We start from the raw sequence: 23,256 nt of genomic DNA, 5'->3' as shown, positions 1-23,256 counted from the left end.
CCAAGGCGGGCATTGTGTCAAGCAGACATCGAATCAGGGCTTGATGTGCTGGTCGAGCCAGTCGATGACGGTGTGGTGCCACAGCACCGAATTGGCCGGCTTCAGCACCCAGTGGTTTTCGTCAGGGAACACCAGCAGCTTGCTCTCGATGCCCCGGCGCTGCAGGGCCGTGAAGGTCGACAGGCCCTGGGCGGTCGGGATGCGGAAATCTTTATCGCCTTGCACCACCAGCATCGGCGTCTTCCACTTGTTCACGTGCAGGACCGGGTTGAAGCGCTCGTGCTTTTCCGGCACCGAGAAGTAGGGGCCGCCGTTTTCCCAGTCGGTGAACCACTGTTCCTCGGTCGAGTAGGCCATGCCGCGGGTGTCGAACACGCCGTCGTGGTTGACGATGCACTTGAAGCCGTCCGACCAGTTACCCTCGATCCAGTTCATCATGTAGCCGCCGTAGGACGCGCCCAGCGCGCAAGCCTTCGAGCGGTCCAGCCACGGGTATTTCGCCACGGCCGCGGCCAGGCCCTTTTTCAGGTCTTCGAGCGGCTTGCCGCCCCAGTCGCCGCTGATGGCGTCGGTGAATTTCTGGCCGTAGCCGGTCGAGCCGTGGAAGTCGAGGAACACGGCGGCATAGCCGGCGCCGGCGTAGGTTTGCGGGTTCCAGCGGTAGCTCCAGCCATTGCCGAAGCTGCCCTGCGGGCCGCCGTGCACCAGGAAGGCGATCGGGTATTTCTTGCCCGGCTCATAGTTCCAGGGCTTCATCACGTAGCCGTGGACGGTGTCGCCGTTCGCGCCCTTGAAGGAGAACTGCTCGTACTCGCCAAAGCGGACCTCACCCAGCTTGTCCGTGTTCACGTCGGTCAGCTTGACCGGATTGCTGGCGCCCAGTTTCATGGCGTACAGCTGGGCGCTCGAGGCCAGGCTTGCCTGGGTGAAGGCGACCGTGTCGCCGCGCACGTCGAAGCCGCCGATCGAGCCCTTGTTGGTCAGCGCGGTGACCTTGCCGTTGGCGACATCGATGGAGAACAGCTTATGCTGGCCGATGTCTTCGGCGTCGGCGATCAGGGTCTTGCCGTCGCGGGTCCACTGGATGCTGCCCGGCGAGCGGTCCCAGCTCTCGGCGATGTTGCGCTTCTTGCCCGTCGCCATGTCGAGCAGCACGATGTGGTAGCGGTCGGCCTCGAAGCCCGGACGCGTCATCGACAGGTAGGCGAGGGTGCGGCCGTCCGGCGAGAACACGCCCTTGGTGTCCCAGGCTTTATTGTCCGCGGTCAGGTTGCGCGGCGTGCCGCCGCTGGCCGGCACCGAGTACAGGTCGAAGTTGGTCGACCAGGCTTCGGTCTTGCCGGCGATGCGCACCGAGAACACCACGGTCTTGCCGTCCGGGCTGAAATGGAATTCCTCGCGGTCGCCGAAAGGCTTGGAGGGCACGTCGCCATCCAGCGAGCCGGACAGGCTGACCGGCGCGGCCGTCACGCGGCCGTTGGCGTCGAGCGGCGCGGAATACAGGATCGCGTTGCGGCCGTCCGCCCAGGTGTCCCAGTGGCGCACGAACAGGCGGTCGTAGACCTGGCCGGTGGCCTTGTCCTTGTCCTTCGCATCGGCCTTGGCCTTGGTGCAGGCCAGGTCCGGGCAGTCGCGGAACACCGACATGCCGAGCGCGATGCGGTCACTGCTGGGCGAGACGCGGTAGGCGTCGACGTCGACCGGCATGTTCGTTACCTGGGTGGCGTCGCCGCCCTCAAGCGGCACGCGCCAGACCTGCGAGGAACCCGAGCGCGCGGACAGGTAATAGATGGCATCGCCGCTGGCCGACCATTCCGGATCGGTGCTGCTGGCGGCATCCGAGGTCAGGCGCTGCGGCTTGGCGTTGGCGACGCGCAGGTCGATCAGCCAGAGATCGGTGTGGCCCTTGTTCTTCGCCATGTCGGTGCTGCGCACCGTGTAGACGACGCGGCTGCCGTCCGGCGAGACCGCCGGCGTGCCGACGCGTTCCATCGTCACCAGGTCTTCGACCGTGAAACCGCGTCCGGTGTTTGCGGCGGCTGCTGCCATCGGCGCCATGGTGACGGCGGTCGTGGCGAAGGTCGCGGCAACGGTGGCTGCCAGCGCTAGCATGCGTAGTTTCATCCTGTCCTCGTGCTTCTGTGAAAAGAAGCAATTTAACATGTGGAAAGGATGATGGCGACTTCCTCTACTCGGATCGATCAACTACGCATCGGTTACCATTTAGACATTTGCAATACGATCCGATTGAGGAATCCGAAGATGCAGTCGACTGACACTACGCAGTTCCCCCGAGGATTGCGCGCTGGCTTAACGGTCATCACGCTGGCCTTGCTTCTCATAATCCTGGGCTTGCTCTTCACCTGGGTCTATATCGCGTGCAGCTATGGGAATCCAAGACCCGTCAACTGGTTCCGGCTCGAACTGATTTCTGAGGTCATTGGCAGCAGCCTTTTGCCCTTGGCCGGAATCTGGCTGCTGGCGCTTGTGACTCGAAGCTTGGCGAGCTTTGTGGCAAGCAGGCGTGCATGGTTATTGCTCATCCCTGCTTTGGCCGTTCTTCCGCTGCTCATGCTTGTTGGTGCAAAGGCATACAGGATCTACGTGAACGGTCTGGATCATGTCCGCGACTGCGAAGCCGTCATTATTCTTTGCTTCATTCCGAACCTCGAGAGTGGATCCGTGAACTTGCCCCGGTCTCTCGGCTGACTGGGTACGGCTTGCCAATCAATCAGATATCAGCTGCCCAGTCCCCGCTCTTCCCACCATGCTTCTCCAGCACCCGCACATTGCTCATCACCATGCCCCGATCCGCCGCCTTGCACATATCGTAAATAGTCAGCAACCCAACCTGCACCGCAGTCAGCGCCTCCATCTCGACCCCGGTCTTGCCGACGGTCTCGACCTGCGCCCGGCAATGCACGGAACTAGCCTCTGCATTCACCTCGAAATCGACGGCAACGCGGGTAATCGGCAGCGGATGGCACAAAGGCACCAGATCGCTGGTCCGCTTCGCCCCCATGATCGCCGCAATCCGTGCAATGCCCAGCACATCGCCCTTCTTGGCCGACCCCGACTGGATCAGCGCCAGGGTCTCCGGCTTCATGCGGATCGTGCCGGCGGCGATGGCGATGCGGTGGGTGTCCTGCTTGGCGCCGACGTCGACCATGTGGGCCTGGCCGGTGGCGTCGAAGTGGGTCAGTGGCGATTCCTGGTTACTCATGGTGTCTTAAAAGAAGGTTAACTGGCTTACAGCCCGACCGTGACAAGGCTGCGGAAACAAGTATCATAGCATCGTGAAAACGAACCAGAATCCAGCGATGTTGCAGCTTTCACCATCCGCAAACCGCCATCAAAAATGGCGCGCCGCTCTCACGGCCGTCGCCCTGGCCGCGTCCGCCACCTGCGCCCTGGCGGCGCCCACCACGCCGACCACGCCGGTGCTGCGCACGCCCGACGCCACCCTGCCGACGCTGGGCGACGCCGCGCGCGCCGACCTGTCTCCCGTCATCGAGCGCAAGCTCGGCGAGGAGATCATGAACGACATCCGGCGCGACCGCGATTACCTCGACGACGACGCCATCATCGAGTACCTGAACAACTTCGGCGAAAACCTGGTCTCCTTCGCGCCGGGCGCGCGCGGCGAGACGAATGCCGATTTCTTCTTCTTTGCCGTGCGCGATCCGATGATCAATGCGTTCGCGCTGCCGGGCGGTTTCATCGGCGTGCACTCGCAATTGCTGATCGCGGCGCAGAACGAGTCCGAGCTGGCCTCGGTGCTGTCGCACGAAATCGGCCACGTGCAGCAGCGCCACATTGCGCGCATGCTGGGGCAGCAGAAGCAGGATGCGCTGCTGCCGCTGGCGGCCCTGATCCTGGCGGCGCTGGTCGGCAAGGCCGGCGGCGGCGCCGATGCGGCGATGGGCGTGGTGATGGGCGGGCAGGGCCTGGCCATCCAGCGCCAGCTGAATTTCAGCCGCGATGCCGAGCGCGAGGCCGACCGCGTCGGTTTCCAGACCATGCGCGCGGCCGGCTACGATACCTCCGGCATGGTGTCCTTCTTCAAGCGCCTGCAGGGCACGACCCGCCTGTACGGCGAGGCGCCGGCCTGGCTGTCCAGCCACCCGCTGACCGGCGAGCGCATCGCCGACATCCAGAACCGGATCCGCGAGGCGCCCAAGGCCGGCCACATCAAGCCGGATGCGATCGAGTTCCACCTGGTGCGTGCGCGCGCCCGCGTGCTGCAGGATCCGAGCGCCAAGGGACACGAAGACACCAAGGCGGCCTTCGAGAGCCAGCTGAAGCAGGACAACACCCAGCAGCAGACCGCCGCCATGTACGGCCTGTCCTTCCTCGCGCTCAAGCAGGGCGACCTGAAACTGGCGCAAAGCTGGCTCGACAAGGCCCGGGGATCGATGAAGCCCCGTCCTGGCGTGCTGTCGGCCGAGCGCACCGGCTCCGACGGCTCGGCCATGTTCGCCAGCCTCGGCGTCGAGATCAAGCTGGCGCCGGGACAGCCGCCGGAAGTGCTGGCGCAGGCGGTGCAGGACGCCGAGCACATGCACCAGAAGTTCCCGCTGTCGCGCATGCTGGCGCGCCAGTACGCCGATGCGATGATCGCTTCCGGCAAGCTGGACCAGGCGGCGTCTTTCCTGCGCGACCAGGTCCAGCAGTACCGCGAAGAGCCCAAGCTCTACGACCAGCTGGCCAGGACCTATGCGGCGCAGGGCAAGATCGCGCTGCAGCACATGGCGCTGGCCGAATCCTATGTCTTGAGCGGGGCGACGCCGGCCGCGGTCGACCAGCTGAACCTGGCGCGCAAGGCCCAGGACGTGTCCTTCTACGACCAGGCCGTGATCGACGCCCGCGAACGCGAGCTGCAGCAGCGCCAGAAAGACGAGAAGCAGGAGAAGAAGGACCGGGGAGACAATTGGGCGGCCGGCGCGAACGGCGGACCGAAATTCAAGGTCGAGACCAGCACCGAGACCCTGCCCAATTCCAGGTTCGGCACCACGCCGGGCAGCGAGACCCGCTCCGGCTTCGATTCCTTCGATGCCTTCGACAAGCGTCTGCAGAAACGCAGCCAGTGAAAGAATCTTTCATCTGGCAGCGCTGGATGAAATATTATTTCTGGACGGCTAACTGATCGGGCCGCTGCACGAAGCCGAAACGCCGCGGCGCCTCGTTCGCCGCCAGGCGTTCCACGGCGGTTTCCCGGCCCTGCCAGCGCAGGGCCAGGCGGCCCGAGCCGCCTTCCAGCCAGGCCAGCAAGCCCTCGTCCGTCACGGGGCGGCCATCCAATTCCAGAGCCTGGAGCAGCTGGGCCACATCGCGGTCGTCCACTTGGGCGATCCGGTCACCGGCGCACACCACAACGCTGCCGGCTTCCAGCATGAAGGCCTGTTCCGGCGCCGGCATCGCTTCGCCGGTGTGCAGGACGAATCCGTGGGCGGGATCGGTGCGGGCGATGAAGGGCGTGGCCTCCAGGTTCACGTAGACGCGCTGCGGGCCGTTCTGGAAATACCAGCAGCCGCGCTCGTCACGGGCGTAGTTGCGATCGATGAAGCCGACCAGGGCAGTGTTGTTGAGCTTGTCGCCGGGCGCGTCGGCGCGCTGGGCTGCTTCGTCGCGCATGCGCCAGGCGCCGCGGGCGTCGAGCGCCAGCCAGCCATAGCAATGGGGCACGTTCGGCCATTTGGCCATGGCCTGTTTTACGATGTCGTCCATGTGGTCAAGCTTGGCATAGTTGGGCAGCGCCTGGCGCGCGCGTGCGGGCTTGTCCGGCTGCCTGGTCGAAGAAATGCAGGATGCGGCGCGGCAGCCAGTCGATGCGGCCAGGGAAGGGACCGGCCGGAAAGCCGACGTGGCCGCCGGTGGCCGGGTATTCCAGCGTGACGGCGCTCGATGCCGTTTCCGGCAGATGCTTGCCCGGTAAAAATGGATCGTTGCGGGCGTTCAGCACCAGGGTGGGCACGGTGATGTCGTGCAGCACGTGCTTGGCGCTGGCGCGATGCCAGTAGTCGTCGGTGTCGCGGTAGCCGTGCAGCGGCGCGGTGACGACGTTGTCGAAAGCATAGAGGTCGCGGGAGGCGAGCAGGGCGGCGCGGTCGAACAGGCCGGGAAAGCGTTCCAGCTTGGCGAGTGCCTTGGGTTTCAAGGTCTCCAGGAACATGCGCGTGTAGAGCCGGTTGAAGCCGGACGACAAGGCCGCGCCGCCGGCCGCCAGATCCAGCGGCGCGGAGACGGACACGGCCGCATCGACGATCTCGGCGCCATGCTGCTGCTCGCCCAGCCAGCGCAGCAGGGCATTGCCGCCCAGCGAGACGCCGGCCACGTAGAAGGGACCCGTCAAGCGTGGACGCAGGCGGCGGATGATCCAGTCGAGTTCCTGGGCGTCGCCCGAGTGGTAGAAGCGCGGCGCCAGGTTGGCTTCGCCGGAGCAGCCGCGGAAGTGGGGAATCGCGCCGTGCCAGCCGCGCGCCGCTACCTGCGCCATCAAACCGCGCGCGTAATGGCTGTTCGACGAGCCTTCGAGGCCGTGAAAGAGCAGTACGAAAGGCGCATCGGGCTTGAGGCCCTCGACGAAATCGACGTCGATGAAATCCTGGCCGCAAGGCGTGTCCCAGCGCTCGCGCCGGAATGCCACTTCAGGTTTGCGAACGCAGACGGCCGGCCAGATCGTCTGCAAGTCGCCGCCGGGGAGCCAGAGCGGGGCGCGATAGGCGGGCATGTTCTCGAACAGGCCGCTGCAATCGGTGCAATAGCGGCGCATGGCCGGCCCGACCTGGGATCAGTGGTGTTTCAGGGCGCCTGGCGCTACCTGGTACTGGGTGCCGCAGTAAGGGCATTTGGCGTGGCCGTGGTGGTCGAAATCCAGGAAGACGCGCGGGTGGGACGACCACAGCGGCATGGCCGGGTTCGGGCAGTAGGCCGGCAGGTCCTTGGCTTCCAGTTCCACCACAGGAATGGTCTTCTCGTTCATGTTTGACTTCTCCGTCATTGCGAAATATGCGAAGCCATGATTTTAACGGATTCACACTGAATGCCGGAATGCTCCGGTAGAATAACGGGCCGATTACTGCCGAGTAGATTGTAGATCCCGTTCGATGCCCGACTGTCACCCGTCTGCCGCGTTCTTAGTCTCCGTTCAATGTTGCAGGAAAGCGACATGAACCAGCCGCATCCGGCGCTGCCGGTCGACCAGGAAGCGGATGCGCGCGGCTGGCGCGAGGGCTTCCAGACCGGTCTGCCCACCCTGTTCGGCATCGGCGCCTGGGGCATGGTGGTCGGGGTGGCGATGGTCAAGAGCGGCCTGACGGTGGCCCAGGCCAGCGGCATGACCCTGGTGGCGTTCGCGGGTTCGGCCCAGCTGGCCTCCCTGCCGCTGATCGCCGCCGGCGCGCCGGTCTGGGTGATCTTCCTGACGGCCCTGGTCGTCAACCTGCGCTTCGTGATCTTTTCCGCCCTGCTGGGCCCGCACTTCTCGCGCCTGCCGCTGTGGCAGCGCTTCTACCTTGGTTACATCTCCGGCGACGTCTCGATCGCCCTGTTCCTGCAGCGTTATCCGACCCCGGCGCCCGCGCCCGGCAAGCTGGCCTTCCTGAAGGGCCTGATGTACCCGAACTGGTTCGCCTGGCAGATCGGCTCGCTGATCGGCATCTTCCTCGGCAGCGCCGTCCCCAGCGAATGGCAGCTCGGCTTTGCCGGCACGCTGGCCATCCTCTGCATCACGGTGCCCCTGATTATCAATAGCGCCGCCCTGTGCGGCGTGCTGGTGGCCGGCGTGACGGCGGTGCTGGCGCACGGGCTGCCGTATAAACTGGGCCTGCTGGCGGCGGTACTGGCCGGCATGGTCACCGCCATGGTCTGCCAGGAAACCATGGAAAAGCGACATCGAGGGAGCGGCACCGGCCATGGCTGACTGGGAAATCTGGGGCGTGATCCTGGTGCTCGGCGTGGCCACCGCCTGCACCCGCAGCACCTTCTGGCTGATCGGCCACAAGGTGACGATCCCGCCACGGGTGCAGGAAATGCTGCGCTATGCGCCGGCCTGCGCGCTGGCCGCGATCGTGTTCCCGGACATGGTGCTGGGGCCGCAGGGCGAGCTGCAGCTGGCGCTGGCGAACCCGAAACTGATCGCCGGCATTGCCGCATTGCTGTTCTACCTGTGGCGCCGCGCCATGCTGCAGACCATCATCTTCGGCATGCTGGTGCTGACACTGTTGCGTGTGTTTCATGTTTTCGGCAACATCGGCTAAGGTAAAATAGCGTTTTTTCACCAATCTACCTACCGGATCCACGCTGACATGGCTGTCCTCAATTTCACCCGCTTGCAAGACCTGATCGACCAAGATGCGCTGAAGGGCAAGCGCGTCTTCATTCGTGCCGACCTGAACGTTCCGCAGGACGACGCCGGCAACATCACCGAAGATACCCGCGTGCGCGCCTCGGTCCCCGCGATCCGCGACGCCCTGCAGGCAGGCGCGGCCGTGATGGTGACCTCCCACCTGGGCCGCCCGACCGAGGGCGAATTCAAGCCGGAAGACAGCCTGGCGCCGGTCGCCAAGCGCCTGTCCGAGCTGCTGGGCCAGCCGGTCGAGCTGAAGCAGGACTGGGTCGATGGCGTCGACGTCGCCCCGGGCCAGGTCGTGCTGCTGGAAAACTGCCGAGTCAACAAGGGTGAGAAGAAGAACGACGACGCCCTGGCCCAGAAGATGGCCAGGCTGTGCGACGTCTACGTGAACGACGCCTTCGGCACCGCCCACCGCGCGGAAGCGACCACCCACGGCATCGCGAAATTCGCGCCCGTGGTGGCCGCCGGCCCGCTGCTGGCCGCCGAGCTGGATGCGCTGGGTAAAGCACTGCACGCGCCGCAGCGTCCGCTGCTGGCCATCGTCGCCGGTTCGAAGGTGTCGAGCAAGCTGACCATCCTGCAGAGCCTGGCCGACAAGGTCGACAACCTGATCGTCGGCGGCGGCATCGCCAACACCTTCATGAAGGCCGTCGGCCTGAACGTCGGCAAGTCGCTGATGGAAGCGGACCTGGTGGGCGAAGCAAAAACCATCATCGACAAGATGGCCGCGCGCGGCGCGACCGTGCCGATTCCGGTGGACGTGGTGTGCGCGAAGGAGTTCTCGCCGGCCGCCGCCGCCACCGTCAAGGACGTGGCCGATGTGCTTGATGACGACATGATCCTGGACATCGGTCCGAAGACCGCGGCCCAGCTGGCAGAGCAGATTTCCAAGGCTGGCACCATCGTCTGGAACGGCCCGGTGGGCGTGTTCGAGTTCGACCAGTTCGCCGAAGGCACGAAGACTTTGGCCACGGCCATCGCGCAGTCCAGGGGCTTCTCGATCGCCGGCGGCGGTGACACCCTGGCTGCCATCGCAAAATATAATATTGCCGACCAGATCGGCTATATCTCGACCGGCGGCGGCGCCTTCCTTGAGTTCCTCGAAGGGAAGACGCTGCCGGCGGTGGAGATCCTGCTGCAACGCAGCGCCAGTAAAAACTGAGTGAGACCCCAGCGCAGCCCCAGGCTGCGCTTTTCATTGAAGGATAACCATGTACCGTGGCACCAAGATCGTAGCAACCATCGGCCCCGCATCGACCGATTTCGACATTCTCGTCAAGATGATTCGCGCCGGCGTCGACGTCGTCCGCCTGAACTTCTCGCATGGCCGGGCGCAAGACCATATCGATCGCGCTGCCCTGGTACGCCGCGCCGCCGCCGAGTGCGGCCGCGAAGTGGCGATCATGGCCGACATGCAGGGTCCGAAGATCCGCGTCGGTAAATTCGAGGAAGGCAAGATCTTCCTGAACAACGGCGACGCCTTCATCCTGGACGCCAAGTGGGGCGAAAACGGCGAGCTGGGCAACCAGGAACGGGTCGGCCTCGACTACAAGGCACTGCCGCGCGACGTCAAGCCGGGTGACAGGCTGCTGCTGAACGACGGCCTCATCGTCCTGGTCGTCGACAAGGTGGTCGGCAGCGAGATCTACACCACGACCAAGGTCGGCGGCGAACTGTCGAACAACAAGGGCATCAACCGCCAGGGCGGCGGCCTGACCGCGCCGGCCCTGACCTCGAAGGACATGGAAGACATCAAGACCGCGATGAGCTTCCAGGCCGACTACCTGGCGATCTCCTTCCCGAAGAGCGCCACCGACATGGAAATGGCGCGCCAGCTGGCGAACATCGCCGGCGAACCCTTCGGCCACAAGCCGATGATGATCGCGAAGATCGAGCGCGCCGAAGCGATTCCGGTGCTGCAGGAAATCCTGGACGCCTCCGACGGCATCATGGTCGCCCGCGGCGACCTGGCGGTCGAAGTCGGCAACGCGGCCGTGCCGGCGCTGCAGAAGCGCATGATCCGCATGGCGCGCGAATCGAACAAGCTGGCGATCACCGCGACCCAGATGATGGAGTCGATGATCGTCAACGCCGTGCCGACCCGCGCCGAAGTCTCGGACGTGGCGAACGCCGTGCTGGACGGTACCGACGCCGTCATGACCTCGGCCGAGACCGCATCGGGCAAGTACCCGATCGAGACCGTCGAGATGATGTCGGCGATCTGCGTGGAAGCCGAGCAGTCCGAATACAACAAGCTCGAAGCCGACTTCCTGAACGTGAAGTTCACCCGCATCGACCAGTCGATCGCCTACGGCACCCTGTTCACCGCCCATCACCTGGGCGTGAAGGCGATCGTGGCGCTGACCGAATCGGGCTCGACCGCGCTGTGGATGTCGCGCCACTCGATCGATACGCCGATCTTCGCCTTGACCCCGTCGCAGACCACGCAGCGCAAGGCTTCGCTGTACCGCAATGTGCGTTCCTTCCACCTGATGCAGGAAGGCGGCAGCCACGCCGTGCTGCGCAAGGCTGAGGAACTCCTCATGCGCGAAGGCGTCGTACGCAAGGGCGATCTGATCGTTGTGACCTGGGGCTCGCCGATGGGCCAGGCCGGCGGCACCAACGCGCTGAAGATCGTGCGTGTGGGCGATGCGGAGAATTTTTTGAAGGAATCCTCGTAATACCCTGCGACGCTTCATACCGTCATTCCCGCGAAGGCGGGAATCCAAGTTCTGCGTGAGCTGACGTAACGCGTCCAACCTGGGTTCCCGCCTTCGCGGGAACGACGTCTTAACAATAAGAAAAGCGTACGGCTTAATCGAGGTTCCACACACAAGTTTTTTATTGTTTGGAGCTACATCATGGCACTCGTATCAATGCGTCAACTGCTGGACCACGCCGCCGAAAACGGCTATGGCCTGCCGGCGTTTAACGTCAACAACCTGGAGCAGGTCCAGGCCATCATGGCCGCCGCCGATGCCGTCAACAGCCCGGTGATCATGCAGGCCTCGGCCGGCGCCCGCAAATATGCCGGCGAAGCCTTCCTGCGCCACCTGATCGACGCCGCCGTCGAAGCCTACCCGCACATCCCGGTCGTCATGCACCAGGACCACGGGCAGTCGCCGGCCGTCTGCATGGCCGCGATCCGTTCGGGCTTCTCGTCCGTCATGATGGACGGCTCGCTGGAAGCCGACGGCAAGTCGGTCGCTTCCTACGAGTACAACGTCGAAGTCTCGAAGGAAGTCGTGAAGTTCGCGCACGCTATCGGCGTGACCGTCGAAGCCGAACTGGGCGTGCTCGGTTCGCTGGAAACCATGAAGGGCGACAAGGAAGACGGCCACGGCGCGGACCGCACCATGACCCGCGAAGAGCTGCTGACCGACGTGGCGCAAGCCGCCGACTTCGTCGCGCGCACCCAGTGCGACGCGCTGGCCATCGCGATCGGCACCTCGCACGGCGCCTATAAATTCACGCGCCAGCCGACCGGCGACATCCTGGCCATCGACCGCATCAAGGAAATCCACGCGCGCATCCCGAACACCCACCTGGTGATGCACGGTTCCTCGTCGGTGCCGCAGGAGCTGCTGGCGATCATCCGCGAATTCGGTGGCGACATGAAAGAGACCTATGGCGTGCCGGTCGAAGAGATCCAGGAAGGCATCAAGCACGGCGTCCGCAAGATCAACATCGACACCGACATCCGCCTGGCGATGACGGCCGCGATCCGCAAGTACCTGTTCGAGAACCCGTCGAAGTTCGACCCGCGCGACTACCTGAAGCCGGCCCGCGAAGCCGCCACCATGATCTGCAAGGCGCGTTACATCTCCTTCGGCTGCGAAGGCATGGCCTCGAAGATCAAGCCGGTGCCGCTGGATAAGATGGCCGAGCGTTACAAGGCTGGTGAGCTGGCGCAGATCGTGCAGTAATAGCTGGACCGCGCAATAACAGCGAACCCGCAGCTGTAAAACCGTCATTCCCGCGCAGGCGGGAAGCCAAGTTTTTCGGTACGCCACGAACTTGGGTTCCCGCCTCCGCGGGAACGACGGGGCAAAATGACGTAAAATTACGCACTTCCTCACCGGCGGCCCCCCGCCGGTTTCGCTTTATCAAGATACCCCCTCTATGAAAAGCCTCTACCAATCCACTATTTCCTCCCTGCCACTGCTTGGACGCGGCAAGGTCCGTGACAACTATGCCGTCGGCGAAGACAAGATCCTGATCGTCACCACCGACCGCCTGTCGGCCTTCGACGTCGTGATGAACGAGCCGATTCCCGGCAAGGGCATGGTGCTGAACCAGATGAGCGATTTCTGGTTCGACAAGCTCGGCCACATCGTGCCGAACCACCTGACCGGCGTGGCGCCGGAATCCGTGGTGGCGCCTGAGGAAGTGGACCAGGTCAAGGGGCGCGCCGTGGTCGCCAAGCGCCTCAAGCCGATCATGGTCGAGGCCGTTGTGCGCGGCTACATCATCGGTTCCGGCTGGAAGGATTACCAGGCCAACGGCGCCATCTGCGGCATCCACCTGCCGGCCGGCCTGCGCCAGGCCGACAAGCTGCCCGAGCCGCTGTTCACCCCGGCCGCCAAGGCCGACCTGGGCGAACACGACGAGAACATCAGCTACGAAGAGATGGAACACCGCATCGGCATCGAACTGGCCGAGCAGATCCGCGACGTCAGCATCAAGCTGTACAACGCCGCATCGCAGTACGCGGCCGAGCGCGGCATCATCATCGCCGACACCAAGTTCGAGTTCGGCCTCGATGACAATGACGTGCTGCACCTGATGGACGAAGTCCTGACCGCCGATTCCTCGCGCTTCTGGCCGGCGGATTCGTACGCCCCGGACATGTCGCCGCCTTCCTTCGACAAGCAGTTCGTGCGCGACTACCTCGAAACTTTGACCGAATGGAAAAAGTCTCCGCCCGCGCCGGCGCTGCCACAGGACGTGATCGACAAGACCCAGGCCAAGTACTTCGAAGCCATCGAACGCCTGACCGGCGAGAAACTGAAGGTCTGAGCAATGGCAGATAACAATAAGCCGCTGGTCGGCGTGATCATGGGTTCCAGTTCCGATTGGGACGTGATGCAGCATGCGGTCGCCATCCTCAAGCAGTTCGGCGTGCCGCATGAAGCGCAAGTGATCTCGGCCCACCGCATGCCGGACGAGATGTTCGCCTACGCCGAAAGCGCGCGTGGCCGCGGCCTGCGCGCCATCATCGCCGGCGCCGGCGGCGCTGCCCACCTGCCGGGCATGGTGGCCGCCAAGACCATCGTGCCGGTGCTGGGCGTGCCGGTGCCTTCGCGCTACCTGCGCGGCGAGGATTCGCTGCTGTCCATCGTGCAGATGCCGAAGGGCGTGCCGGTGTCGACCTTCGCCATCGGCGAGGCCGGCGCCGCCAACGCGGCCCTGACCGCGGTCGCGATCCTGGCCGCCAACGACGACGCACTGGCTGCGCAGCTGGAAGACTTCCGCGCGAAGCAGACCGCCGCCGCCAGGGCCATGACCCTGCCGCTTGAATGAACCGTGATGAGTAATCAGGAAACCAGGCCCCTGCTGCCTGCCGCGAATCCGTCCACCTGGCTGGGCGTGATGGGCGGCGGCCAGCTGGGCCGCATGTTCGCCCAGGCCGCGCAGGCCATGGGCTTCAAGGTGGCCGTGCTCGAGCCTTCGAAGGATTGCCCGGCCGGGCAGGTCGCCGAGCATCTGGTCGAAGCGGGCTATACGGACGCCGCCGGCCTGGATGCGCTCGCAAGCCGGTGCGCGGCCGTCACCACCGAATTCGAAAACGTGCCGGCCGACAGCCTGTCGCGCCTGGCGCAGCAGGTGTTTGTCGCGCCGAATGCGCATGGCGTGTCGGTGGCCCAGGACCGGGTCGCCGAGAAATCCTTCTTCGTGTCCTGCGCGGCCAAATCCGGCGTGATGCCGGCGCCGCACAAGGTGATCGCCTCGACGGAAGACGTCGATGCGATTCCGGACGAGCTGCTGCCCGGCATCCTGAAAACGGTGCGCATGGGCTACGACGGCAAGGGCCAGGTGCGCGTGCGCTCGCGCGAGGACGTGCGCGCCGCCTTCGAATCCATGGGCAAGGTCACCTGCCTGCTGGAGAAGATGCTGCCGCTGGCCTATGAAGTTTCGGTGCTGACCGCGCGCGGTCATGACGGTTCCTCGGTCGTGTATCCGATCGCCGAGAACGTGCACCGCGACGGCATCCTGTTCACCACCACCGTGCCGGGCCCGAACGTGTCCGCGGACTGTGCCCGCAAGGCGCAGGATGCCGCGCGCGCGATCGTCGCCGAACTCGGTTACGTCGGCGTGCTGTGCATCGAGTTCTTCGTGCTGGCCGACGGTTCGCTGGTCGTCAACGAAATGGCGCCGCGCCCGCACAACAGCGGCCACTACACCATCGACGCCTGCGTCACCAGCCAGTTCGCGCAGCAGGTGCGGGCGATGGCGCGCTTGCCGCTGGGCGATGTGCGCCAGCATTCGCCGAGCGTGATGCTGAACATCCTGGGCGATGTCTGGTTCGACGGCGACAGCAATGTGGCGCGCGAGCCGGCCTGGGATAAAGTGCTGGCCCTGCCGGGCGCCAACCTGCACCTGTACGGCAAGGACGATCCGCGCCGCGGCCGCAAGATGGGCCACGTGACTTTCGTAGCGCCGACGCTGCACGAGGCGCAGCGCCAGTTCGAGGCTGCCTGCGCCGTGTTGGGCATCGAGCTGTGACCCGCACCGTGACCCAGCAGCAAGCCATGGAAGCAAACCAGGCCGACATCGACGCGGGCGCACGCGCGCTCGAAGCCGGCAGCCTGGTCGCCTTTCCGACCGAGACCGTGTACGGCCTCGGCGCCGATGCCGAGAATCCGGCGGCCGTCGCCGCCATCTATGCCGCCAAGGGCAGGCCGCAAGACCACCCGGTGATCGTGCACGTGGCGCCGGGCGCTTCGCTCGATTACTGGTGCGCCGACATTCCGCTTGAGGCGCGCCAGCTGGCCGATGCCTTCTGGCCCGGCCCGCTGACCATGATCCTCAAGCGCGCGGCGAATATTCCCGACGCCGTCTCCGGCGGCCAGGACACGGTCGGCATCCGCTGCCCCTCGCACCCGGTGGCGATCCGCCTGCTGCAGGCCTTCAAGGGCGGGCAGGGCGGTGTCGCTGCGCCGTCCGCCAACAAGTTCGGCCACGTCAGCCCGACCACGGCCCAGCATGTGCGCGACGAATTCGGCATTGACTCCCGCATCGCCGCGGTGCTGGACGGCGGCCAGAGCGAGGTCGGGATCGAATCGACCATCGTCGACCTGTCGCGTTTGGCTAGCCACGGCCCGGTTCTTCTGCGTCCCGGCCATATCTCGGCCGAAGCGATTGCCGCCGTGATCGACCAGGTGCCGGCCCGTCCGGATGCGGCCGCACCGCGCGCTTCCGGCACGCTGGAATCGCATTACGCCCCGCACACGCCGGTGGCGATGCAGGACACCGCCACCCTGGCCTCTACCCTGGAACGCCTGCATGGGGCAGGGCGCAAGGTCGCGCTGATCCATTACTCGCCGCTGCCCGCCGTGCACGCGGAAGTCGCGCTGCCGGCCACGCCGGAAGGCTTTGCCCACGCGCTCTACGCCGCGCTGCGCGCGATGGACGGCGCCGGCGCCGACCTGATCCTGGTCGAAGCGCCGCCGCAGGACGGCGCCTGGCTGGGCGTCAACGACCGCCTGCGCCGCGCCGCGCACGGCTCGAGCGGGATCGTGCACGGACTGATAAACAACACTCCTGCCTTCTGATACAAAGCCAGGCTTCTCAAAAACGCATGCAGAAGGCATGCTTGTCGGAAATTTAGTTTCTCCGTCGTCCCCGCGCAGGCGGGGACCCAAGTTTGCTTGCGTTAACAAGACGCTGAGAGAACTTGGGTCCCCGCCTTCGCGGGGAGTCTTTTTTGGCAATGCCAAAAAAGGCAACATTTGCATTTTCGTTTTATCAGAAGGACAATCCATGCGTTCGTTCCAAACCCTGGCCCTCAGCCTCGGCCTGGGCATGCTGCTGGCCGCTTGCAGCGGCGGCACCACCACCGGCGGCACCCCGGTCGGCGTCACCAATCCCGCACCGCTGCCAGTGCCCATCCGCGGCAGCCTGGTCGGCCAGGCCGCGTCGGTCGCCGTGAATATCGCCGGCAATAGCCTCGCCACCCTGTCGCCGAGCGTGCTGGCCGGCTTCCTCGAATCGGCCCAGACCGGCACCCTGGCCGTGGCCGGCCAGCCGCAGTGCGCTGTTTCGGTTTACCGCGTGCACTACAACACCATCGGCGGCGCCGGCGAGCCGACCGATGCCAGCGCGGCCATCTTCGTGCCGACCGGCAGCGGCAATTCCTGCGGCAATTCGCGTCCGGTGCTGTTGTACGCCCACGGCACATCGCTGCAAAAGTCCTACGACATGGCGGACATCGCCAACAACACGGAAGCGCGCCTGGCCGCCGCCGTGTTCGCGGCCCAGGGCTTCATCGTCGTCGCGCCCAACTACGCCGGCTATGGCGGCTCTTCGCTCGGCTACCACCCCTACCTCGACCGCGTGCAGGAAGGGGCCGACATGATCGACGCCCTGCGTGCGGCGCGCAGCAGCTTCACGGCCATCGGCGTGCGCGATTCGGGCAAGCTCCTGGTGACAGGCTATTCCCAGGGCGGCTATGTGGCGCTGGCGGCCCAGCGCGCGATGCAGGACCTGAACAACGCCGAGTTCACGCTGACAGCCGCGGCCGGCATGTCGGGCCCGTATGCGCTCTCGCGCTTCGGCGACGAGCTGTTCGGCGGCGCGCCGCGCGACGGCGCGACCGTGATCGTGCCGACCATCATCAACGCGGCCCAGCACGCCAGCGCCGCCATCTACGGCAAACCGGCGGACGTGTACGAGGCGCAGTACGCCGCCACCATCACGGACCTGGTGCCGGGCACCTTGGGCAGCAGCGAGCTGGTCAGCCTGGGCAGGCTGCCGGCCACGGCGCTGTTCGCGGCCGACTCGATGCCGCAGACGCCGGGCCATACCCAGTACTTCGGCGCCGGCAACCTGATCCGCAGCGATTACCGCGCCGCCTATCTTGCCGATCTCGCCGCCCATCCCTGCGAGCAGAGCCCCAGCGCGCCGCTGAACTGCGCGCCCGCGCACACCCTGCGCAAGTGGCTGCTGCGCAACGATCTGCGCAGCTACCTGCCGATGGCGCCGACCCTGCTGTGCGGCGGCCATGACGATCCGACCGTTCCTTACTTCAATACGACGGCGGCAGCGGCTTATTTCCGGGCCCGCGGCGCCGCGATCACCGAGCTCGACATCGACGATACGCCCAGCCTGAACGACCCCTACCGCAGCGCCAAATCCGGCTTCGTTGCGGCGCGGACCATCCTGCGTGCGGCCAACGGCGACGGCGCCGTCGCCTCGAGCTACCACGCCGGCCTGGTGGCGCCATTCTGCATGGCCGCCACACGGGATTATTTCCAGTCCGTCCTGGCCATGAAGGGTTGAGCGCCAATACACTTTTCCCGTATGACAAGCTCAGCGGCGTTGCTATAATCCCCAGCGCTGCCGGGCTTCATCCGTACTGTGTTGCAAATTTAGTTTCCTGAATGCGATACGGAAGGCTTTCCCTATACAACCAAGCTGAACACTGGCATATTAGTTGTGATACGAATAGCACGGGCGTTCGTTTCAAAAAGCAAAGAAAACCTCATCTAGGAGACACAATGCGTAAGACCTCTTTCGCGCTCGCGCTGCTGACCGCAGCCGTTCTGACCGCTTGCGGTGGCAACGGCCCAAGTGCTGGCGACCAGACGCCCAAGACCAAGTTCAGCAACCAAATTACCTTTGGCGATAGCCTTGCCGACGTCGGCAGCTACGCCGTCGGCACCGTCGCAGCACTGGGCGGCGGCCAGTTCAACATCAATGGCAATAACACCTCGATCAACCCTGAGCTGACCGGCAAGAACTTTACCCAGCTTATCGCAGCCCAGATTGGTCTGCCGGCCCCGTGCGCGGCCCAGACCGGCTTGCTGGGCAGTGCGGCCGCAGGCTTCTCGGTCCCGGTGACCGACCATCCGGAATGCTTCGGCTACGCCATGGGCGGCGCCCGCGTGACCAACCCGATCGGCCCGCGCAACAAGGCGCTCGACAAGCCGGGCGCGGTGTCGTTCGGCGCACTGACCGTCCCGGTCGTGACCCAGATCGCCAATCACCTGAAAAAGGTCGGCGGCAAGTTCAAGGGCGATGAACTGGTCATCGTCATGGCAGGCGGCAACGATGCACTGCAACAGCTCGACGAGCTGTCGACTGCCGCCACTGCCGCCGGCGGCCAGGCCCTGGCGCAGAGCCTGGTGACCCAGCTGGCACCGGGTACCGCCAATCCGGCAACCGGCGCGGCCGCCATCGGCGCAGCCATCCAGGCTGAAGCAGCCAAGCCGACCGCGACGCCGCAAAGCATCATCGGCGCCGCGATCACCGCTGCCGCCATGAACGGCAACACCACCGCTCCCGCGAATGCAGCCACCATCGGCGGCACCGCCGGCGCCGCTGCAACCGCCGCCGGCCTGGCATACTCGGCTGCGCACGGTGCGGACGTGGTCAAGAACATGGCCACCGCCGGCGCCGAGCTGGGCGTGCTGGTCAAGACCCAGATCCTGGCCAATGGCGCAGGCTATGTGGTCGTGAACAACCTGCCGGACGTGTCGATCTCGCCATCGGCCAAGGCGCAGTCGGCCGACACCCAGAAGCTGATCGCAGCCATGGTCGACGCCTTCAACTCGCAGCTGAAGGCAGCCGTCGGCGCCGAGCCGAAAGTGCTGTACGTCGACGTTGCCGCCGTCAGCCACGACCAGGCGGTCAACCCCGGACCGTACGGCCTGACCAATACCACGACCCCGGCTTGCGACCTGAGCCCTGCCAAGAACCCGCTCGGTTCCGCGCTGGTCTGCAACAAGAACAACCTGATCGCCGGCGACGTCAGCCACTACATGTTTGCCGACGCCGTGCACCCGAGCCCGTTCGAGTACGCACTGCTCGCGCGCTACGTGCTGGAGCAGATGACCGTCAAGGGCTGGCTGTAATTTTCGCGAATAAGGATCAGGAGAACATATGAAAGTAAGTAAAAATGTCGTGAAGATGCTGGTTGCCGCGGGCATCCTGGCAGCCGCGAACGGCGCCATGGCGCAAGCGCAGGGCCAGTTCACCGTGTCGGTCGGCGCCAACATGCTGAAGCCGGACGTGACCAGCGGCGCGATCTCGGCGCCGGCGCTGCCGAACTCGCAGGGCGACGTCTCGAAGGACACCCAGCCGGTCGCCGTCATCAACTACGGCCTGACCGACAATATCTCGATCGAGTCCGCAATCGGTACGCCGTACAAGCACAAGATCTACGGCGCCGGCGCGATTACCGGTACCGGCCAGCTGGGCACCGTGCAGGCCCTGCCGGCGATCGCCCTGGTGCAGTACCGCTTCTTCTCGCCGGATGCGATGATCCGTCCGTACATCGGCCTGGGCGTGACCTATGCGATGTTCCAGAAGGAACGCGGTTCGTTCGCGATGACCGCGCTGACCAACCCGGGCGCCGGCACCCCGACCACCTTCAGCATCGACAACAAGTGGACCTACTCGGGCCAGCTCGGCCTGCAGATCAACGTCACGCCGAAGTGGTTCGCCAACGTGTCCTACATCAAGACCAAGCTGAGCACCGACGTGCACTTCTCGACCGGCCAGTTCCAGCACATGAAACTGGATCCGGATTCGTACATCGTGTCGGTCGGCTACAAGTTCTGAGCCGGTTCCAGCACTGCTTCAAAAACCCGCTTCGGCGGGTTTTTTTATTGCCGCTCAGGAAAAGGTGGCGCGGTAGGCGGGCGGCAGATCGATCGCGTAGAAGGCGCCGCTGAAGGCCGCCACGACCAGCACCGCCAAGACCGCGCCGAGCGCGATGGCGCCCCAGGCCAGGCGCTCGCGCGAGGCCAGCGGCATGCGCGCCGGCAGCAGGCGCCGCAGCGCGCAGGCCAGATGGACGAACAGCGCCGCCACCGCCAGGCCGTAATAGGGCACGAAGAACAGCGGCCAGGGCCGCATCTGCAGGCCGGCCGCGGCATAGTAAAAGTTCGTGTCCAGCCGCAGCAGTGCGCGGCCGAACAGCACCGAGACCACGTGCACGAACAGGAAGAAGGCGAGCCAGGCGCCCGACAGCACCTGCAGCCGGTCGAACAGCAGGCGGCGCTGCCCGCGGCGGCGCCACAGCAGCCGCAGTCCCGACCCCGCCTGCAGCGCGACGGCGGCCAGCAGCAGCGCCTCGACGGCCGGCACCCGCGTGAACTTGCGGACGCCCTGCATGAAGGCGATGTGCGCGGCGGCGCCTTGCAATGCCAGCAGATGGTTCACGAGGTGCGCCAGCAGGTAAAGGCCGGTGAGGACGGCGGCGATGCGGTGCAGGCGGCGCGGCAGGTCGATGCGCCTATCCATGGAAGGGGCAGGCGTGCAGGCCGGCGGGCGAAGGCGCCGGCGCGGCCTGCGCCGGACCGGGTACGCGCGCCTTCAACAGCAGCCGCAAGCCGCGCGCGGGCCGCAGGGTCACCTGCATCTTCGCTTCGGGAATGCCCTGGCCGGGCGCCGGCGCCAGCGTGAAACGCTGCACCAGCATGGCCAGCGCCAGCGTCATCTCCATCGTGGCAAAACCGTTGCCGATGCAGACGCGCGGCCCGGCGCCAAACGGGATATAGGCGCCGCGCGGCAGCTCGCGCGCCGCATCGCCCAGGAAGCGGCCGGGGTCGAAGCCTTCGGGCTGCGCGAACCAGCGCGCATCGCCTTGCGGGATGAAGAAGGGGATCGTGACCAGGCTGCCTTTGGGGAGCAGCCACTCGCCGATGCGCACCTCCTCGGCCGCGCGCCGCATCAGCACCCCGGGCACCGGCGGATAGCGGCGCAGGGTTTCCTTCACGACAGCCGCCAGCAGGGGCAGGCGCGGCAAATCGGCCATCGCGGGCGCGCGCGCGCCGAGCACGCCGTCGGCTTCGGCGGCCACGCGCGCGGCCATGTCCGGATCGGCTGCCAGCGCCCAGGCCGCCCAGGCCAGCGCGGTGGCGGTGGTCTCATGGCCGGCCAGGAAGATGGTCATCAGCTGGTCGCGGATTTCGTGGTCGGGCAGCGGGGCGCCATCGCCTTCCTCGTCGCGCGCGGTCAGCAGCATGCCGAGCAAATCTTCGCTTGCGCCAGCGCCGGTATCGATCAGGGCGCGGCGTTCCCGGATGTGCGAGCGCACCAGGCGGTCGAGCAGGCGCAGCTCCCGGCGTTTCGCGCCCTGGCGCGGCAGCGGCGCCCAGGCGGGGATCGCGAAGGGGAGGAACATCTCCGCATAGCCGATCGCGGACAGGGTGCGGATCGCCTGCTCGATGCGCGCCGTGTCTGCCTCGATCCGGCTGCCGAACATGGTGCGCAGGATGATGTCCATCGCCAGCATGTTCATCGCGTGCTCGGCGTCGATTGCCGTGGCGCCGTCGGCCGGCAAGCTGCCGAAGGCCTCGGCGGCGGCGGCCGTCACCTGGCCCGCATAGGCTTCGAAGCGCTTCGGGCTGAAGGCGGGCTGCAGGGTGCGGCGCTGGCGCTGCCAGGTGGCGCCTTCGCTCATCAGGAGGCTGTTGCCGTGCAGCTGGCGCATGACGGTGATGTGCTGCTCGTAGCGGATGAAGGAGCGCGCCTTGTCGACCAGCGCTTCGCGCACCTGGTCCGGATGCATGAAGGCGTAGTGCTGGAGCCAGCCGTGGCGCATGTAGACCGTGTCGCCGTATTGGCGCTGGGCTTGGCGCCAGAAGCCGAGGTAGTCGCGTTCCATGTCGGCCAGCAGGCGCAGGCCGAAGGCGCGGTCACGCGGACCGGGCGGGCGGGGGATGGTCGTCATCGGTGAACTCATCGGCAAATTCCAGTCGGTAGACCCAGTCGGCTTCTTCGCGCATCACATCGCGCGCCAGCTGGGCGGGGGTGCGGCCGGTCTGCGCCTTGCAGTCGCGCGTCAGGTGCGACTGGTCGGCGTAATCGCAATCCAGCGCGTGCTCGGCCCAGTCGTGCGGCTGGCCGGCAAGATGGCGCCGCTGGGCGGCCAGGAAACTGCGCTCGCCGCGCCGCAGGCGGTTCAGGGTCTGCAGGCTGGTCCCGAGCTCGCGCAGGGCCAGGCGCTGCAGCTGGCGCGGGCCGATCCCGAGCAGGCTGGCGGCCATGCCCAGGCTGATGCGGCTGCCCATGCGGCGCAAGCGCAGCCAGGCCGGCAGCTTGTGGCGCTGCGCGTGTTCGCGGATGCAGTCTTCGACCAGGACCTGGCGCGCGCTGTGCGACGCAGCCGCGAACACGGCGTCGGCCAGCTCGCGACCGCGCGCCGGCAGCACCGCGTGCGCATCGACGAATTTGTTCTGCAGCGCGGCCAGGTCGGCGCCGAACAGGGACTGGAAGGCATCCGGATAGAACATCGCCATGAAGCCGTGGGTATCGCCGCGATTGCGCGAGACGACGGGCTGGGTCTGGCAACCGCTGATCACGCAGCCCGACAGCACCAGGCCCTGCTGGCCGCCGGTGTCGCTCAGCAGCTCGGCCTCGCCCTCCAGGAACCAGGTCATCACGCAATGCGCGCTGGCCGGAAAGCGGTTCAGCAACTGCTCGCCCTGCAGTGCGCACTGCCGCGTGTCGCGCAGCATGAAGGCGCGCACGAAGGGCGCCACGTCCACCGAAGGCTGGTAGAGGCGGGCGCTGGGCGATCGCAGGGAAGACGGAGCGTTCATGGTCAATATTGTGGAATTGTCATTCCCAGCAATATAGAACGATCGCGACATGCAGGCATAAAAAAGGTTCTTCACGGATTCCCGGGAAACGCGGCTTTGATCTTGAGGAAGAAGAAGGCGCTGTCCCGGTAC

General features: G+C 65.8%; 22 protein-coding genes. 14 read left to right on the top strand and 8 right to left on the bottom strand.

The annotated features are described in order from the left end of the window. Nucleotides 1-33: 33 nt before the first annotated feature. Nucleotides 34-2,112 carry a S9 family peptidase gene (locus tag ACFPO9_RS22335; RefSeq protein WP_379775130.1) on the bottom strand — a complete coding sequence of 693 codons (2,079 nt, stop codon included), beginning with the start codon at nucleotides 2,110-2,112 and terminating at the stop codon, nucleotides 34-36. A 150-nt stretch (nucleotides 2,113-2,262) separates the two neighbouring features. Here ACFPO9_RS22335 and ACFPO9_RS22330 point away from each other — a divergent pair, with 150 nt between their 5' ends. Further along, nucleotides 2,263-2,709, top strand: a complete 447-nt coding sequence (locus ACFPO9_RS22330; protein WP_379775127.1) for a hypothetical protein — start codon at nucleotides 2,263-2,265, stop codon at nucleotides 2,707-2,709. Nucleotides 2,710-2,731: 22 nt separating this feature from the next. On the opposite strand, the gene moaC is transcribed toward ACFPO9_RS22330, so the two are convergent. After that, complete coding sequence (moaC, locus tag ACFPO9_RS22325) at nucleotides 2,732-3,223, bottom strand: cyclic pyranopterin monophosphate synthase MoaC (protein WP_379775124.1); 492 nt, start codon at nucleotides 3,221-3,223, stop codon at nucleotides 2,732-2,734. A gap of 97 nt (nucleotides 3,224-3,320) precedes the next feature. Here moaC and ACFPO9_RS22320 point away from each other — a divergent pair, with 97 nt between their 5' ends. Then, on the top strand, nucleotides 3,321-5,090 hold the full coding sequence (locus ACFPO9_RS22320; protein WP_379775121.1) for a M48 family metalloprotease: 1,770 nt from the start codon (nucleotides 3,321-3,323) through the stop codon (nucleotides 5,088-5,090). Between the two features lie 34 nt (nucleotides 5,091-5,124). On the opposite strand, the gene ACFPO9_RS22315 is transcribed toward ACFPO9_RS22320, so the two are convergent. The 3 genes from ACFPO9_RS22315 to ACFPO9_RS22305 are packed head-to-tail and all read right to left on the bottom strand — an operon-like array spanning nucleotide 5,125 to nucleotide 6,982. After that, nucleotides 5,125-5,727, bottom strand: a complete 603-nt coding sequence (locus ACFPO9_RS22315; RefSeq protein ID WP_379775118.1) for a DUF2946 family protein — start codon at nucleotides 5,725-5,727, stop codon at nucleotides 5,125-5,127. Between the two features lie 4 nt (nucleotides 5,728-5,731). Further along, entirely contained in the window at nucleotides 5,732-6,772 is a 1,041-nt protein-coding gene (locus tag ACFPO9_RS22310) for a YheT family hydrolase (protein ID WP_379775115.1), read from the bottom strand. An 18-nt stretch (nucleotides 6,773-6,790) separates the two neighbouring features. Next, nucleotides 6,791-6,982 (bottom strand): zinc-finger domain-containing protein, encoded by a 192-nt coding sequence (locus ACFPO9_RS22305; RefSeq protein ID WP_230026653.1) that lies wholly within the window; start codon nucleotides 6,980-6,982, stop codon nucleotides 6,791-6,793. Between the two features lie 186 nt (nucleotides 6,983-7,168). Between ACFPO9_RS22305 and ACFPO9_RS22300 the strand changes: the two genes are divergently transcribed. From ACFPO9_RS22300 to ACFPO9_RS22245, 12 genes are all read left to right on the top strand, one after another. Further along, on the top strand, nucleotides 7,169-7,921 hold the full coding sequence (locus ACFPO9_RS22300) for an AzlC family ABC transporter permease (RefSeq protein WP_379775112.1): 753 nt from the start codon (nucleotides 7,169-7,171) through the stop codon (nucleotides 7,919-7,921). Next, nucleotides 7,914-8,258 (top strand): AzlD domain-containing protein, encoded by a 345-nt coding sequence (locus ACFPO9_RS22295; RefSeq protein WP_379775109.1) that lies wholly within the window; start codon nucleotides 7,914-7,916, stop codon nucleotides 8,256-8,258. Before ACFPO9_RS22300 ends, ACFPO9_RS22295 begins: the two co-directional genes overlap by 8 nt. A gap of 48 nt (nucleotides 8,259-8,306) precedes the next feature. Further along, nucleotides 8,307-9,515, top strand: coding sequence for a phosphoglycerate kinase (locus ACFPO9_RS22290; protein WP_379775107.1), 1,209 nt, complete (start codon nucleotides 8,307-8,309; stop codon nucleotides 9,513-9,515). A gap of 49 nt (nucleotides 9,516-9,564) precedes the next feature. Then, nucleotides 9,565-11,034, top strand: a complete 1,470-nt coding sequence (gene pyk, locus ACFPO9_RS22285) for a pyruvate kinase (RefSeq protein ID WP_379775104.1) — start codon at nucleotides 9,565-9,567, stop codon at nucleotides 11,032-11,034. A 180-nt stretch (nucleotides 11,035-11,214) separates the two neighbouring features. After that, a complete protein-coding gene (fba, locus tag ACFPO9_RS22280; protein WP_379775101.1) occupies nucleotides 11,215-12,279 on the top strand; it encodes a class II fructose-bisphosphate aldolase in 1,065 nt (354 codons plus the stop codon). A 196-nt stretch (nucleotides 12,280-12,475) separates the two neighbouring features. Then, on the top strand, nucleotides 12,476-13,372 hold the full coding sequence (locus tag ACFPO9_RS22275) for a phosphoribosylaminoimidazolesuccinocarboxamide synthase (protein WP_379775098.1): 897 nt from the start codon (nucleotides 12,476-12,478) through the stop codon (nucleotides 13,370-13,372). A gap of 3 nt (nucleotides 13,373-13,375) precedes the next feature. Beyond that, complete coding sequence (gene purE, locus ACFPO9_RS22270) at nucleotides 13,376-13,876, top strand: 5-(carboxyamino)imidazole ribonucleotide mutase (RefSeq protein WP_379775095.1); 501 nt, start codon at nucleotides 13,376-13,378, stop codon at nucleotides 13,874-13,876. Nucleotides 13,877-13,882: 6 nt separating this feature from the next. Next, on the top strand, nucleotides 13,883-15,079 hold the full coding sequence (locus tag ACFPO9_RS22265) for a 5-(carboxyamino)imidazole ribonucleotide synthase (RefSeq protein ID WP_379775092.1): 1,197 nt from the start codon (nucleotides 13,883-13,885) through the stop codon (nucleotides 15,077-15,079). A gap of 26 nt (nucleotides 15,080-15,105) precedes the next feature. Further along, on the top strand, nucleotides 15,106-16,128 hold the full coding sequence (locus tag ACFPO9_RS22260; RefSeq protein WP_379775089.1) for an L-threonylcarbamoyladenylate synthase: 1,023 nt from the start codon (nucleotides 15,106-15,108) through the stop codon (nucleotides 16,126-16,128). Nucleotides 16,129-16,336: 208 nt separating this feature from the next. Next, nucleotides 16,337-17,854: an alpha/beta hydrolase family protein gene (locus tag ACFPO9_RS22255; RefSeq protein WP_379775086.1), complete on the top strand. Its 1,518-nt coding sequence runs from the start codon at nucleotides 16,337-16,339 to the stop codon at nucleotides 17,852-17,854. Nucleotides 17,855-18,072: 218 nt separating this feature from the next. Then, on the top strand, nucleotides 18,073-19,428 hold the full coding sequence (locus ACFPO9_RS22250; protein ID WP_379775083.1) for an SGNH/GDSL hydrolase family protein: 1,356 nt from the start codon (nucleotides 18,073-18,075) through the stop codon (nucleotides 19,426-19,428). A 28-nt stretch (nucleotides 19,429-19,456) separates the two neighbouring features. Beyond that, nucleotides 19,457-20,137 carry an OmpW/AlkL family protein gene (locus ACFPO9_RS22245; protein ID WP_379775079.1) on the top strand — a complete coding sequence of 227 codons (681 nt, stop codon included), beginning with the start codon at nucleotides 19,457-19,459 and terminating at the stop codon, nucleotides 20,135-20,137. A 54-nt stretch (nucleotides 20,138-20,191) separates the two neighbouring features. On the opposite strand, the gene ACFPO9_RS22240 is transcribed toward ACFPO9_RS22245, so the two are convergent. From ACFPO9_RS22240 to ACFPO9_RS22230, 3 genes are read right to left on the bottom strand one after another with little or no spacing between them, the layout of a single operon-like run. After that, a complete protein-coding gene (locus ACFPO9_RS22240; RefSeq protein ID WP_379775077.1) occupies nucleotides 20,192-20,821 on the bottom strand; it encodes a hypothetical protein in 630 nt (209 codons plus the stop codon). After that, nucleotides 20,814-22,253: a cytochrome P450 gene (locus ACFPO9_RS22235; RefSeq protein WP_379775074.1), complete on the bottom strand. Its 1,440-nt coding sequence runs from the start codon at nucleotides 22,251-22,253 to the stop codon at nucleotides 20,814-20,816. The genes ACFPO9_RS22240 and ACFPO9_RS22235 overlap by 8 nt, the downstream gene beginning before the upstream one ends. Further along, nucleotides 22,219-23,124, bottom strand: a complete 906-nt coding sequence (locus tag ACFPO9_RS22230; RefSeq protein WP_379775072.1) for a helix-turn-helix domain-containing protein — start codon at nucleotides 23,122-23,124, stop codon at nucleotides 22,219-22,221. The genes ACFPO9_RS22235 and ACFPO9_RS22230 overlap by 35 nt, the downstream gene beginning before the upstream one ends. Nucleotides 23,125-23,256 lie beyond the last annotated feature (132 nt).

Source organism: Massilia aerilata (assembly GCF_042656905.1).
Classification (GTDB): Bacteria; Pseudomonadota; Gammaproteobacteria; order Burkholderiales; family Burkholderiaceae_D; genus Telluria; species Telluria aerilata.
This window is presented reverse-complemented; position numbering and strand designations above follow the sequence as displayed.

Bases quoted from the DNA above. Each gene is read 5' to 3' on its own strand.
- ACFPO9_RS22320 (WP_379775121.1), top strand. From the start codon at position 3,321: ATGTTGCAGCTTTCACCATCCGCAAACCGCCATCAAAAATGGCGCGCC.
- ACFPO9_RS22335 (WP_379775130.1), bottom strand. From the start codon at position 2,112: ATGCTAGCGCTGGCAGCCACCGTTGCCGCGACCTTCGCCACGACCGCC.
- ACFPO9_RS22305 (WP_230026653.1), bottom strand. From the start codon at position 6,982: ATGAACGAGAAGACCATTCCTGTGGTGGAACTGGAAGCCAAGGACCTG.
- ACFPO9_RS22235 (WP_379775074.1), bottom strand. From the start codon at position 22,253: ATGACGACCATCCCCCGCCCGCCCGGTCCGCGTGACCGCGCCTTCGGC.
- ACFPO9_RS22300 (WP_379775112.1), top strand. From the start codon at position 7,169: ATGAACCAGCCGCATCCGGCGCTGCCGGTCGACCAGGAAGCGGATGCG.
- ACFPO9_RS22275 (WP_379775098.1), top strand. From the start codon at position 12,476: ATGAAAAGCCTCTACCAATCCACTATTTCCTCCCTGCCACTGCTTGGA.
- ACFPO9_RS22255 (WP_379775086.1), top strand. From the start codon at position 16,337: ATGCGTTCGTTCCAAACCCTGGCCCTCAGCCTCGGCCTGGGCATGCTG.
- ACFPO9_RS22250 (WP_379775083.1), top strand. From the start codon at position 18,073: ATGCGTAAGACCTCTTTCGCGCTCGCGCTGCTGACCGCAGCCGTTCTG.
- ACFPO9_RS22315 (WP_379775118.1), bottom strand. From the start codon at position 5,727: ATGGACGACATCGTAAAACAGGCCATGGCCAAATGGCCGAACGTGCCC.
- ACFPO9_RS22230 (WP_379775072.1), bottom strand. From the start codon at position 23,124: ATGAACGCTCCGTCTTCCCTGCGATCGCCCAGCGCCCGCCTCTACCAG.
- ACFPO9_RS22310 (WP_379775115.1), bottom strand. From the start codon at position 6,772: ATGCGCCGCTATTGCACCGATTGCAGCGGCCTGTTCGAGAACATGCCC.
- ACFPO9_RS22330 (WP_379775127.1), top strand. From the start codon at position 2,263: ATGCAGTCGACTGACACTACGCAGTTCCCCCGAGGATTGCGCGCTGGC.
- pyk (WP_379775104.1), top strand. From the start codon at position 9,565: ATGTACCGTGGCACCAAGATCGTAGCAACCATCGGCCCCGCATCGACC.
- ACFPO9_RS22295 (WP_379775109.1), top strand. From the start codon at position 7,914: ATGGCTGACTGGGAAATCTGGGGCGTGATCCTGGTGCTCGGCGTGGCC.
- purE (WP_379775095.1), top strand. From the start codon at position 13,376: ATGGCAGATAACAATAAGCCGCTGGTCGGCGTGATCATGGGTTCCAGT.
- fba (WP_379775101.1), top strand. From the start codon at position 11,215: ATGGCACTCGTATCAATGCGTCAACTGCTGGACCACGCCGCCGAAAAC.
- ACFPO9_RS22245 (WP_379775079.1), top strand. From the start codon at position 19,457: ATGAAAGTAAGTAAAAATGTCGTGAAGATGCTGGTTGCCGCGGGCATC.
- ACFPO9_RS22260 (WP_379775089.1), top strand. From the start codon at position 15,106: ATGGAAGCAAACCAGGCCGACATCGACGCGGGCGCACGCGCGCTCGAA.
- ACFPO9_RS22290 (WP_379775107.1), top strand. From the start codon at position 8,307: ATGGCTGTCCTCAATTTCACCCGCTTGCAAGACCTGATCGACCAAGAT.
- ACFPO9_RS22240 (WP_379775077.1), bottom strand. From the start codon at position 20,821: ATGGATAGGCGCATCGACCTGCCGCGCCGCCTGCACCGCATCGCCGCC.
- moaC (WP_379775124.1), bottom strand. From the start codon at position 3,223: ATGAGTAACCAGGAATCGCCACTGACCCACTTCGACGCCACCGGCCAG.
- ACFPO9_RS22265 (WP_379775092.1), top strand. From the start codon at position 13,883: ATGAGTAATCAGGAAACCAGGCCCCTGCTGCCTGCCGCGAATCCGTCC.